This window comes from Yoonia vestfoldensis (genome assembly GCF_002158905.1).
Taxonomy (GTDB): Bacteria; Pseudomonadota; Alphaproteobacteria; order Rhodobacterales; family Rhodobacteraceae; genus Yoonia; species Yoonia vestfoldensis_B.
The window spans coordinates 54,243-67,223 of sequence record NZ_CP021432.1; the positions used below are offsets into that span (position 1 = coordinate 54,243).

At 56.2% G+C, this 12,981-nt stretch carries 9 protein-coding genes; 4 read left to right on the forward strand and 5 right to left on the reverse strand.

Features of this window, described 5'->3' with window-relative positions; all coding sequences use genetic code 11:
* Positions 1 to 453: 453 nt before the first annotated feature.
* Positions 454 to 3,750 (reverse strand): DEAD/DEAH box helicase, encoded by a 3,297-nt coding sequence (locus LOKVESSMR4R_RS19540; RefSeq protein ID WP_157898305.1) that lies wholly within the window; start codon positions 3,748 to 3,750, stop codon positions 454 to 456.
* Positions 3,751 to 4,044: 294 nt separating this feature from the next.
* On the opposite strand from LOKVESSMR4R_RS19540, the gene LOKVESSMR4R_RS19545 reads away from it, so the two are divergent.
* Positions 4,045 to 5,430: a transposase gene (locus LOKVESSMR4R_RS19545; RefSeq protein ID WP_087208069.1), complete on the forward strand. Its 1,386-nt coding sequence runs from the start codon at positions 4,045 to 4,047 to the stop codon at positions 5,428 to 5,430.
* 311 nt (positions 5,431 to 5,741) lie between these two features.
* On the opposite strand, the gene LOKVESSMR4R_RS20535 is transcribed toward LOKVESSMR4R_RS19545, so the two are convergent.
* The 4 genes from LOKVESSMR4R_RS20535 to LOKVESSMR4R_RS19565 form a co-directional block, all read right to left on the reverse strand.
* Positions 5,742 to 5,882, reverse strand: coding sequence for a hypothetical protein (locus tag LOKVESSMR4R_RS20535; protein ID WP_204248800.1), 141 nt, complete (start codon positions 5,880 to 5,882; stop codon positions 5,742 to 5,744).
* Between the two features lie 492 nt (positions 5,883 to 6,374).
* Complete coding sequence (locus LOKVESSMR4R_RS19555) at positions 6,375 to 7,103, reverse strand: DUF736 family protein (protein ID WP_087213733.1); 729 nt, start codon at positions 7,101 to 7,103, stop codon at positions 6,375 to 6,377.
* Positions 7,104 to 7,307: 204 nt separating this feature from the next.
* On the reverse strand, positions 7,308 to 7,514 hold the full coding sequence (locus tag LOKVESSMR4R_RS19560) for a hypothetical protein (RefSeq protein WP_420645922.1): 207 nt from the start codon (positions 7,512 to 7,514) through the stop codon (positions 7,308 to 7,310).
* A 106-nt stretch (positions 7,515 to 7,620) separates the two neighbouring features.
* A complete protein-coding gene (locus LOKVESSMR4R_RS19565; RefSeq protein WP_237331975.1) occupies positions 7,621 to 9,255 on the reverse strand; it encodes a strawberry notch C-terminal domain-containing protein in 1,635 nt (544 codons plus the stop codon).
* 270 nt (positions 9,256 to 9,525) lie between these two features.
* On the opposite strand from LOKVESSMR4R_RS19565, the gene LOKVESSMR4R_RS19570 reads away from it, so the two are divergent.
* Genes LOKVESSMR4R_RS19570 through LOKVESSMR4R_RS19580 form a run of 3 tightly spaced genes read left to right on the forward strand, consistent with a single transcriptional unit; the run spans position 9,526 to position 12,961 of the window.
* Entirely contained in the window at positions 9,526 to 11,052 is a 1,527-nt protein-coding gene (locus LOKVESSMR4R_RS19570) for a tyrosine-type recombinase/integrase (protein ID WP_087205766.1), read from the forward strand.
* On the forward strand, positions 11,049 to 11,960 hold the full coding sequence (locus LOKVESSMR4R_RS19575) for a tyrosine-type recombinase/integrase (protein ID WP_087205768.1): 912 nt from the start codon (positions 11,049 to 11,051) through the stop codon (positions 11,958 to 11,960). The genes LOKVESSMR4R_RS19570 and LOKVESSMR4R_RS19575 overlap by 4 nt, the downstream gene beginning before the upstream one ends.
* Positions 11,957 to 12,961 (forward strand): tyrosine-type recombinase/integrase, encoded by a 1,005-nt coding sequence (locus tag LOKVESSMR4R_RS19580; RefSeq protein ID WP_087205770.1) that lies wholly within the window; start codon positions 11,957 to 11,959, stop codon positions 12,959 to 12,961. Before LOKVESSMR4R_RS19575 ends, LOKVESSMR4R_RS19580 begins: the two co-directional genes overlap by 4 nt.
* Positions 12,962 to 12,981 lie beyond the last annotated feature (20 nt).

The following is a 12,981-nucleotide window of genomic DNA, read 5'->3' on the forward strand; positions in this document are numbered from 1 at the left end:
GTGTGTTTTGACGCCAGGTTTACCCGACACGAGCAGGCAAGCGGTGGGGCCGGACACGCAGGCGGACGCAGCATCGGGATCGTTTTGCCTCGGCAAAACAGACCAAAGCGAAGTCCGCAGGCGTGGCCGAGCGCCGCCGTGCTCGCGAGACGGGCAAACCGAGACCCATGAGCCAACGCCGCGGTAAGGCCGCATGGCCGCATGTGCGACGGACCGCAGGGCCGTTCTCATCTGCGACACGCGCAGCCGAGCAGGTGAGGCCGTCAGGGATTTCGTCAGAGGCCAAGTTGATTGACAAAAACGGCAGAGGGAACTTGTTGCCTTTCGCTGCAAGCGCGTAAAGCAGAACGCGACCAGATCAGTATTAGCACGAAGGGCGGAAAGTGTGAATTCGCCGCGATCCAGCGCTACCAGAACGTTGGCGGGAAAGCGGACCTTGGTCGCTGCGAAATATTACGCGTTGCAGATGACTCTGAATTTCCGGGCATAGGTATCAATGACAAATGACTCTGTTGACGCAAGAACCTGAGAGTGAGTGCTGTTCCGTTCGGCAAATGAGTAGCCCGGCTGGACAACGTAAATCTCGAACTGATAGTCCAGTTGATGTCTTCTTGAGATTAGCTGCCTCAAGTCATCCACGCTTCCTTTCAGAAAACGACTCGGGCCTCCATTTCGAATTCGGCCTGCTTCGCGTTTGAGCATGCGGTCAAGAATGCGTTGTGGTCTTTCACAGCGGCGGACAGATCTCTGCGCCTGCCCACAAACCTCGTACAAGTCGGCGACTCTCGCCCCCGGATTGCTCGAACTTGAATATTTACAATGATAGAAACGGACAGTGGCGTGATCCCCGTCAAGCTCGAAGGCAACTACGTCGGCGATTTCTCCAGCCCCATCATCATCAAAAATAATGTGGCAACCAGTGCTTGAGCTAATTTCTTCCACAACCCGCGCCTGCACGCTGTCTTGCCGTTGACCTACCCCTAACGACTCCACACGAATATTGGTTTGGTCCCAGTTCCAAATTTCAAAGTGATCTTCAGGAAAATAGGGAACTTCAGAATCCGGCAGAGCAAAAAACTCATCTGCGACAAGAGAGTCGCCATCAGCAAAGAAAAGAGTCGGGGGGTATTCGTGAAACCAGCGCTCTATAACAACTGGAGCTGTGTTCTTCTCCGCAAGTGATGATTGTGGGTCAAGACACTCAAAGGCGACACCGGATTCATTAATTGTCATCTTGAATTTGGCAACCTCTTCGCCAGCGTTTAGGGCGAAGAAAATTCCGTTATGGGTCTCATGTGTCGTGAGTTCCAACTCGCAATTGTAAATGCTTGCCTGCTGCCCCTTTATTGTAAAGTTCCAACTGTCCTCATCAATAACAGACATGCTTTCGTACCAGTCGATTCCGACGACTGGTTTGTTCGGAATTTCGGTGACAAGTTCAGGCTGAATAAGCCTTTCAATAATTCCGCTAGTGGAAATTGTTTCATCAGTGAGGGACGCCCCCAACCCATGGCACCAGTCCATCCAGCGGCCAAAGTCATTCGTCCTCTCTTGCGTCCAAATTTTTCCCTTCCTTGAACATCCAAGCGAGACTTTTCCGTCATCGCTAAAACCGACGACCATTAGGTTCGTTTTGCTGCGCGTTCGGTTACCTGATTGGGTTCGCAGTTCATCAGCTATATCGCTACCTTGATACTGAGAATAACGTATTTTTCGACGACGAGTTTCACTTAACCCGAGTGTATTTAAGACGGGGCGTCTGAGCGGATTGAGTGCACGGAACACAATCTCCCCCCTCACTCGCTCAGCATCATCGCCACAAAGATTTTTTGCCAGATCATCGAGCCTGTCATCGCTGGTTGCAGAAATGAACAGCAGTTGAGCATCTTGATCCCAGTGGGCGAGGTACAGGTCATAGACCGTATCGAAAATTCCTTTGAAACGGCTCCATTTTGGTTGGTCATTTCGAGCAGTAATAAAGATAGCAAGTGCATCATGATGGTTGATATGAGGGCCATCTACAATGTTGTGACGACGATCAAAATCTTCGATCCCGTTCACCGGGTCCCAAGGTCTATCAGAGGTCTTGTAAACGACGGTACCCAATGTGGGTCGCAGTGTTTCAAGCGGCACATCCGCATCGATTCCTTCAAAACCTTCAAATACTTCTTCTCGACGTACCGCACGTTCCGTCGCGCGCGTCCCGATTAGATTTATCAACTTGTTCCAGTCCGCGTCTTCAGCAAACAAACTCGCTAAGGGGGTTGCGTCGTTCTTAGTTACTGCGGCGACCACTGTAGCATGCCCCAAATCGTCACGACTGCGGATAAACCGCCCAACGAACTGAAGTGTGACCGCCTCAGACTTCTTTGGATCATGCAGACCGGCAATTTTGAGTTCAGGAAGGTCAAAACCTTCGCCAAGCATATCGACACAAACAACTATCCGGTGCGTACCTTGGCGAAGTCCTTTTAGCGCTTCTGATTGCTCGCCATCGCTGAGACCGCTGTGAAGTAGCACTGGGTTATATTGGGGTAGCTTACGTCGATACCTCTGAAACAGTTCTTCGGCCCGTGCCCTTTTACTTCCGCGAGCCATGGCCAAATGACGGAATCCTTGTTCTTCGTCACGATTCAAGCATTCGCCTATCTTATCGATTATCCGATCATCGATTTCAGTCCTATCAAGGCCTTCGATAGGCTCGAAATTTATCTTCCGGAAATACCCTTGGTTTTGGGCCAAGGTCAGTGGGTAAACGAAGACGAACTTGCCATCTACGCGCATTCCATCATTGCGAAAGGGGGTGGCGGTAAATTGTACAGTTTTCACCTCATCGAAATTCTGGCGAAACTCACGCCATGTCTTGGCCGCAACGTGGTGAGCCTCATCAATGAACAAGTGTGAGGTGAACGAAGCCATAGTCTTCCGAATTTCGGGAGATACACCGGCAGCAATGCTCATCGTGGTGACAACAACGTTCGACATTCTGAATATTGCAGCCGCTTCGTCTATTGTTTTGGGGCGCTTGCGTAAGAGCGTTACGATTGGCTTCTGCGCTGCCTCACCGATCAGGTTCGCTGTTGGCAACATTCCCAAATTCGAAAACTCTTGCCCTATCTGAGATCTAAGAGCATCGCTTGGAACGACGACGAGAACGCATTTTGCTTGTTCCATATACATAGCGGCGATCATGGTTTCAGTTTTGCCAGTTCCCGTAGGCATTACCACTGTCGCTACTTTGCTTGATACAGTCCAATGGGCCTTGAGTGCATGCAAAGCGCCGACCTGAGGAGGCCTGAATCCTGAACGCGTTACTTTTCCGTCCTCGACCTTTTCCTCATCCAAGGAAAGGCCATCTTTCCAACTTTCAGAAATTCTCGTTTTGAGTTCGGAAATAGCGTTCTGATCTGTCTTGGGATCGAGCGGCTTAGGGGACAACATCCGTGGTTCGGAAAAAATGTCTCGCTTCGAAAAGGTGTCCACATCAGTAGCTGTTGGACAGAGGAACACGTTATCAGAGGGTAGGCTGGCGGTAGTTTTTCGAGGCAGGAACAAAAAGTCAGCGCCGTCCTCACTTGTTCCAAGGACGCCGAGCAATGACCGCTGCTTGAAAGCTCTGATCTTGAGTCGTTGAACTTCAGAGGCCGTCCCTCGAGCCACCACACTTGCACCATGTATAGAACCCAAGACACGCGGGGATGCCGCGAATTTGACATCTAATTCTCTTACGTCATCAAATAGATCTGACAAATCTCACCCTTAAATAACTATACCTTAAAGATAAGCGGCTGCGGCGCACGTAACAAGTAATGAGTCTAGTGAAGCGCAATTAAAAGCAGCCGATACGCTGCATTTTGTGTACGCACGACCATGCAAAGGCAGCGCTCTGAACCGCAGGCAATGGATGTCTGCTATTTCAGGTGCCGTCGCAGCTTTTGGGGGGCAGGTCGAATGTCTGGAATGGGCCTATTCCGTTGAAAAACTCTTGTTGATTTGGGTGCCTGTCGCTGATTCAATTCCTCGTATGATACGGGGGGAACTGCGATGTTGGGACCGAAGCAAGAGGCGCAAGGCGCGTTGTTTTACGAGTTCTCGATCGAGGGTCACGTTCCTCAGGATCACTTATTGCGTTCGATCGACCGCTTCGTCGATCTGTCCGGTATCCGGCATCACTTGGCTCCGTTCTACAGCAACACAGGCCGCCCTTCGATTGATCCCGAGTTGCTGATCCGCATGCTGTTGGTGGGGTATTGCTTGGGAATCCGGTCCGAGCGGCGGCTTTGCGAAGAGGTGCATCTGAACCTCGCCTATCGGTGGTTTTGCCGCCTCGATCTGGCGGACCGTGTGCCGGATCACTCGACCTTCTCCAAGAACCGCCATGGCCGTTTCCGCGACAGCGACCTGCTGCGCCACCTATTCGAGACGACTGTGGCGCGGTGCATTGCAGAGGGTCTGGTCAGCGGCCAACGCTTTGCGGCGGATGCCAGCCTGATCGAGGCCGATGCCAACAAGCAGAACTCGACCGCGAAGGAAGGCTGGAACCCGTCAACCATCGATCCGGATGATGCGCCACGCGCAGTTCGGGAATATCTGGAGGTTCTGGATGATGCAGCCTTTGGCGCGGCCACGACCGTCGAGCCCAAGTTCACGTCCCACTCCGACCCGTCCAGCCAGTGGACGGCAGCGCGCAAGGGCCCAGCATTCTTTGCCTATTCCACCAACTACCTGATCGATACCGACCACGCCGTGATCGTCGATGTCGAGGCGACCAGGTCGATCCGGCAGGCCGAGGTCGGGTCCGTGCGCACGATGCTGGACCGTGTCAAAGACACGTTCGATCTGCATCCCGAGCGCATCATCGCGGACACGGCATACGGCTCCGGCCCGATGCTGGGCTGGCTTGTGGATCGCAAGATCGCGCCACATATCCCCGTCATTGATAAGGCAGGCCGGACAGACGGCACCTGGAGCCGCGCTGATTTCGAATGGGACGCTGACAACAACCAATACATCTGCCCCGAAGGCGAAGCCCTCAAGCAATTCCGCCGCAACTATTCTGATCCAAACAGAGGCCCGGACGGCAAAGGTGTCGCCAAATATCGCGCCCTGAAACTGACGTGCCAAGCTTGCCCCTCAAAAGCGAAATGCTGCCCAAATGCCGACTTCCGCTCCATCACGCGCGAAGAACACGAAGACGCCCGTCAGGTCGCCCGCGACATTGCCAAGACCAAGCAATACGTCATCTCGATGCGGCTCAGAAAGAAGGTGGAAATGCTCTTCGCCCATCTCAAACGTATTCTCGGGTTGGGCAGACTCCGATTGCGCGGCCCGAACGGTGCAAATGACGAATTTCTCCTCGCCGCAACCGCCCAAAACCTCCGCAAACTAGCCAAGATCTTTCCTGCACCGCAGCAAACGCGCAAAGCCTGATAAGAAAGGCGCTCGCGCCCTGTTCAGACCGCTAATTTCTGCACCAGCAACACGGTGTTTTTCCACAGAATCGGCCGGAAGCGACGCTCAACCAGATTGGGGGTAACAAAGGAGCCATGTCAGGCTACCTGAGCATGGCAACACGCTGACCGGCCGTTTGCTGCGCTTTGCGGTCTCTTGCTCAATCGGCCGCAACCGATAAGGATCAGCCTTAGCCGGAACAATCCGACCTTTCCGTCCCAAGACCTGTCATTCAACGTAGAAGCGATTGGCCTGCAGGGCTAAAAGGGTAAATTAGCGAGAGCCCTCTTTCATTTCTTTTTTGGGGGCTTGCTAGATTTACTAGGTTTGAGGGAAGGTGTATTCCCTGGCGTGGTTTTGTTATCACGACGGCGCTGATCTGGTTTCCCTGTCGATTTTGCTATCGGCTTTGGTCCTGGTTTAAGTGTCATGAATACTCTCTTTTTTCGGTCTAAAATTAAGCCTGCGCGTTCTTTCTGACTGGGTAATACGGCACGCGACACTGTGTAAAAGTCCACACGATTTCTGGCTGAAGTCAAGGCCAAATGGATATTCATACACTACCAACACCGCACTAAAATCGGTAGGCGGCGCCAGAAGCACTTTGCCTCTCTGGATCTATGAACGGCGATCCGGCTGTTACGGCTGGACGAAAATTCTGATCGCCTGCTGTCGGCCTGGATTGGCGTCAGCTTCGGGCCGATCGCAACAAGCTAAATTTTCTGCTCAAGCTAAATTCTGCGGGGCGGCATTTGGGAAAGAGCACTCTTTCGAGACTTTTGCTGCGCAAGTCGTCTATTTCCGGCTTGGGCCGCACCTAAACGCCTAGGAAAGCCCGAGTGTCTTTCAAGCACACTCACACAAAAAAGGGGAACCGCGTTGCCGCGGCTCCCCTGTCCTGTCAGTCGATGGTTTCGCGTACATCAAGCAACAAGTGACAATCCACTGCTTGCATCCGGCTGCTGATCTCCGCTCTGTACAAACGGGATGATCGAGAAGGTTTGCCCGCCACGCTGCTCTTCGTTCTGCACGGCGTTGACGCGCAAATCGCCGTCGGGCGTGTTGATCAGCAGCGAGACGTAATCGTGCCCCGTACGGTTGCTTTTGGCCATCCAAGCGGAGCCAACGCGGATCGGGTTGCCTTTTGGGGAGCTCACTTCGATCCGGTAATCTGGGTGCGTCTCTTCCGTCTTGAAATCATTTTCGATGAGCATGAAATCCAGATCGAACATCATGTTGGCGATGTAACCTGCGAAGGCGTTGTCAGCATCCATCGCCGTCAGCTCGCCCGAGATTGACCCGGATTTCATCGTGCCGTTTGAGACCAGCGGGATGATCTCGAAGTCTTCACTCTTGGCTTTACGCGCTTCCTGTGTCTGCACGGCATTGACGCGGAATGGCCCAAGGCCAACATCCAGCTGCATCGAGATGTAGGGATTACCGCTTGTGTTGCCGGTCTCGTTCCAGGCTGTGCCAATACGCACCTTGCGGCCTGATTTATTGACCGCCGTGACGTCATAGTCCGGGCTGCGCTCTGACATCTTTGCGCGGGTTTCCAACTGGATCGCGATGTCAAACTTGGTGTTGTGGATTGTGCCGGTGAAGACAGCGGCTGCGGTGTCGGCGGTTTTCGTGAGGGTTCCTGCGAACATGGGTCTTATCCTTCTTGGGTTATCGGGGCCCGACATCTTGCCAGACCATCCGAGATTGCTTTTCGACCCCTTGTGGGATCACAAAACAGAAAGCCTGCTTTCAACTTTCTCCCGACCTCTCAAACAGTGCAGAGCCCCAAATGGACGCACGACGCCACAACACCAGCGCGACCCATTCTTTGCCCAATGGTCAAATGGGATGTTTCAGACACTACGATCGGAAAGGAAGAACTCCTCTTCCTGACCATTCAGACGGCCCCCACTGCGGTCAGCCAAACCAATGGCACTGCCGTTCGGCTCAAAGACGATGAGATACTGGCCCAGTATATCCTTGCGGACCACATAGCCCTCGTTTGACCAGTGAACGGTCTTCCCTCCGTCTACAGCTGTTTTGATTTCTGCAATGTTCATGAGTCTATCCCTTTAGAGTGACGAATGCCGGCCGTGCACCCGCCTGTATGGGCGGGTGCTTGCTGTGATGCGTTTGAAGTATTGTGATGACTGTCAACGCCACTGATCAGGCTGCGTTGCGGATACGCGCATTGCCATCGCCAACAATGCGGGCGAGGATTGCTTCCGCATCGACACCTGCACCATGCGGGACAAAGACCCGCAGCTGGAAGGCGATGATTTCAGTAAAACACCCGAGGGCCTTGAGACCATCAATCGTGCCTTTGTCCGCCCCACCAATCTCCAAGCGCACGTCACCCGCAACGCGGCGGCGCGTCAGCGTCAGGCCGCGCCCCAGATCGACCGGCGCTGTAGAACCAAGGGCCGCTGTCAGCAGTTCACCCGGCGTTTCAGGCGTCCCTTTCATGAACCGCGCCCGAAGGGCTGCGGCCCCCTCCTCGCTGAGGGTGCGGCCAATCATGCTCGCACATCCTTCGGGCGTGACGCGATAGATGCGCTCGTTGCTTGTCGGGATGGTCTTCCAGATCGGAAGCAACAGACCCGTGAGCAAATAGAGCTTTGTCGTGGTGGTTTTGGGAAGACCATCGGCCTCCTCGTCCCAAAGCCGAATGAACTCTAATTGCTCGGTTTTCTCCCAAGCCGAGACTTCAAACTTGCCCTCTTCAAGATAGGATTTGCCAGTGGGCCGCACAACCTTGCGCATGAGGGTGACGATGTCTTCGTCATACATCTGCATGGGGCGTTTAGAGATCAGCCCAACCCGCCTTGACGCCCGATTGACCATAGGGATTTTGTCGACGTTGTTGCGAAGGGCGCCATCGGCGCGCGCGATGTGAACAGGATCTGTCACCTCCAATCCAATGATACGTGTCACAGCACCGGATTGCGGGCAGGTCCATAAATCCTCCGCCGAGACCTGTTTGATCGTCTCGCCCCGCAGCGTTTCCACCCCAAGATCGAGCGTGCCTGCGTCCCGTGCACGCTCTGTCTGATCCGCAATCCGCTGCATGAACTCTGCAAAGAGCGCGTTCTGCATGTGGATCGGCAAGGCCAGCACCCGGTTGAGGAACCGCTGGATGGGAGGCAATTCTTCGAGCAGCACGCCATCCTTGTCGATCAGCCTCAACGCCGTCCAATCGGTAAAGGTCTCATAGCCCATCGCTTCCGCTCGCCCCGCAGCAAGATCGGCGTAGTATCCTCGCAGCGCGGATCGCGCGATGGGGCTTTCAAGATTGTCCTCTTCACGAAACATGCCTTGCGAGCCTGTCTCACGTTGGCCTTTGGTGAGTGCGCCAAGCTGATCAAGACGTTTGCTGATTGTTGAGGTGAAGCGTTTTTCACCGTGCACATCCGAAGTACAGACCCGGAAGAACGGCGCGCTGACCTGCGCGGAGCGATGCGTACGCCCAAGTCCCTGGATGGCTGCATCCGCGCGCCAGCCGGGTTCCAGCAGATAATGGCGACGCCGCTTCTGGTTCTTTGCCGTTTGTGCCGCATGATAGGATCGCCCTGTGCCACCCGCATCCGAGAAGATCAGGATGTTTTTCTCGCCATCCATAAACGCCTGCGTCTCGGACGAATTGCTGCTCGCAGCGCGCTTTTCAATAAAGAGCGCGCCATCGCTAGATTTGAGTGGGCGAATGGACCGGCCTGTGACTTCTGCCACGGCCTCATCCCCGAACGCCCAGAGGATTTGATCCAGTGCCGCAGGGATCGGGGCCAACGCCATCAAATCCATCATCGCCTCGTCCCGCAGGGCCAACGCTTCGCGAGAGACGACCAAGGCCCCTGTTTCATCCCGCAGCGGCTCTGCGACGACATTGCCGTCAATCTCGACCAGCTTCTGGGTGTGGATCGGAAACGCCTGTTCGAGATAGCCGAGCACATAATATGCCGCGTCACCGTTATGCGGAGTTCGGGATTTCAACCTGTTGTTCTGCTGATTCATTTTCGGGTTTCCACTTTGGATAATCATGATGCCTCTGCTCTCAACCGCAGAAGGACATCCCCCATGAACTCCCCCTCCAACTCTCCGCTCGGCGGCCGTGCTGACGCCGACGACGTCGCTCTGGTCAGTGCCTATCTCGCAGACAATCCCCGGCTCTCGAAGGGCGCCGTGGGTGCCGCCCGGCATTTTCTGAAGTGGGCACGCGCCCGGAAGATCCCGACCAGAGACCTCGACGCATCGGCGGTGGATCGGTTCCTTCGCCATCGCTGCCGCTGCGGCCGCTACAGCCCTGCGCAACTGTGCAAGCCTGCCTACGCCACAGATACACGCAGATTCCTGAGCTATCTCGAAGCCACCGGGGTGGTCTTCATTGCAAATGAAGTCGCCCGGCTCGGGCAATATCTGGAGGCCCATGCAGAGAAGCTCTGCGCCACCGGATATAGCAAGGTGACGTACTCGACGCAGCTGACTCAGGCCCGCCATTTCGCGGAATGGGCGCTGCTGATGCGTGTTCCGGCCCACGGAATCGATGAGGCTACCATCGATCATTTCGCACGGCATAATTGCCGTTGTGGGGAGAAGACCAAACATGGCAAGGACATGCTGGGCTCGCGCCTCAAGAACCGCCGCCGTGGTGCGCGTGCTTTTGTCCGGTTCCTGAGAGATGAGGGTCTGATCCCGCCTGAAGCGCCTGACTGCGTTACCACCTGCGATCCGCGCCTGACCGAGTTCTCGGAATGGTTGCGCCGCGAACGTGGGGTGACGCACGAGACCGTACGGCGCTTCTTGTACGAAGCGAGCCGCTGGCTGGATAGCCTCGGGGCAACCCCGAAAGACTACAACGCGGCGGCAATCCGCTCGATCGTTTTGAACCAGGGCGAAGAGCGCTCAAGATCTTCGGTGCGGATGACGGTGACCGTTCTGCGCGCTTTCTTGCGCTTCACGATTGTTCAGAATCAATGCGCCCCGTTGCTCCTGTATGCTGTGCCATCTGCCGTTTCGCGCAAGCTGTCAACGGTACCACCGACGATCCCTCGAACCAAAATTGAAGAGATAATAGCGTCCTGTGGAACCAAAACGCCTGTCGAGATACGGGACCGCGCCATACTCCTTCTGCTCGCGCGGCTGGCTTTGCGCGCCGGTGACATCTGGCAATTGCGGCTGTCAGACATTGACTGGCGTGCGAGTCGGTTGCGATTGCATGGCAAAGCCAGACGCGAAGTTTTGGTACCAATACCACAGGATGCTGGGGATGCGCTGCTGACCTATATCGAAGATGTGCGTCCGGTCGTCACAACTGACAGGGTCTTTCTGCGCATTCAGGCGCCATTCACTCCGTTTCGGTCCTCTGCTGAGATCGCCGGGATCGTTTCCCGTGTCCTTGCCCGGGGTGGCTTCACCGGTCTGCCGACGGGCGCGCACGTGTTTCGCCATTCACTGGCATCGGCCTGGTTGCGCGGCGGCGCGGATCTTGATCAGATCGGTGTCGCGCTTCGCCACAGCTCGCGTGATACGACCGCGATCTATGCCAAGGTCGATATCGAGATGCTGGCAGGTGTGGCCCAGCCTTGGCCGGAGTGCGCATCATGATGCATTCCCATGTCGATCGCTTCGTTCAACTGAACCGCGCCCTTGGAAAGAAGTTTGCCGCGCAAGAGACGTCCTTGCGCTCTTTCGCGGATTTCGCTGCAGACCGATCAGCCAGCCACGTGACAACTACCCTGATATTGGAATGGGCTGGTGGCGCCTCGACGCCAGGTGCCGTGCAAATCCGGGTCGATCAAGCCCGGGCGTTAGCCGTATTCCTGCATGCGGAAGATGCGCATCACGAGATACCGCCGTTGAATCTGCTGGGCCGTTCACGACGGCGGCGGCCCGCCCCGTATATCATGACGCAGGGCCAGATCAGTCGGATCATGCGGGAAGCGCTTCTGGTGCCGGGCCTGACATCAATCAGCCCGCTGACTTACCACAATCTTATCGGTTTGCTTGCATCGACAGGTTTGCGGATTTCGGAGGCTTTGTCCCTCCGGTGCGACGACCTGACCGACGACGGTCTCATGATCCGGCATGGCAAGTTCGGCAAGAGCCGCCTCGTGCCGATACATGCTTCGACCCGCGCCGCGCTTGACCGCTATCTCGAAGCCCGAGGCGTCGTGCGCAATCCCGGCGATGATCTTTTCGTACTCGGCCATGGCCGTGCCCCGACGGCGACCAGGGTCCACGTGGTCTTCGTCCGGATCGTCCGCAAGCTCGGATATCGCACTCCGACTGGTCCCGGACCCCGGCTGCACGATCTGCGCCATACATTCGCGGTGCGATCTCTGGAAGCCTGCGGGAACGATCCGCAGGCGGTCATGCGGCACATGAAGGCCCTGAGCACGTATCTCGGCCATGTCGATATCGCCAACACCTATTGGTACCTTGAGGCCACGCCAGTGCTGCTGGAGATGATCGCCTCGACCGCCGAAGAGACCTGGATCGGAGGTGCAGCATGACCCCGCTCGCTCCCGATCTTTCGGCCTTCATGCAAACCCATCTTCCGGGCGAGTGCGGTGCAAGCCGACATACCATCGCAGCCTATGCCCACGCGTTCACCCTCTTGCTGCGGTTTGCCGCTGGACGGCTCAAGCGCTCCCCTTCGGAACTCGCAATCGAAGACCTCGATGTTCAGATGATCAGGGCGTTTCTTGAACACATCGAGGTAGGGCGCGCCAATTCCGTCCGGTCCCGCAACGCGCGGCTGGCGGCGATCAAATCGTTCTTCCGTTTCGTCGAACATCGCCACCCGGCCTGTCTCGAGCAGGCGCTGATGATCCGAGCCCTGCCCGTCAAGCGCACGGATACAAGGCTCATCGACTACCTGACCCGGGAAGAACTCCAGGCCCTGCTTGCCGCACCGAACCGCCATACGCTTGGGGGACTGCGTGACCGGGCGATGCTGCACCTGGCCTATGCTGCGGGCTTGAGGGCGTCCGAGCTGCTCGCAGTGCGAATGGGCGATTTTCCTGAAGGCTCGTTTTCCAGCGTGCGGATTCTTGGCAAGGGTCGGCGGGAGCGGATTCTGCCGCTCTGGAAAGAGACCCAGGCCGCCATTCGCGCGTGGCTGGCTGTCCGGCCAGGCGATGCGGGGCCGGAACTATTCCTGAACCGTGATGGTCGCCAGATGACACGGGACGGGTTCGCCTACAGGCTCCGGCAGCATGTGGTGACAGCTGAACGCTCGGCGCCGTCGATCGCCGCAAAGCACGTCACCCCGCATGTGCTACGACACAGCTGTGCGATGCATACACTTCAGGCAACCGGCGATGTCCGCAAGGTCGCGCTCTGGCTCGGTCATGCCAGCATCCAGACAACGGAGATGTATCTGCGCGCAGACCCGACCGAGAAGCTCGCGCTCTTGGATGCCCATCACGCACCGTTGATCAAACCGGGCAAGTTCCGGGAACCCTCGGACAAGCTGATGCAGATATTGGCGGCGGCCACGCAGCGTTCCTGACCGGACGCGTAACAACTGGC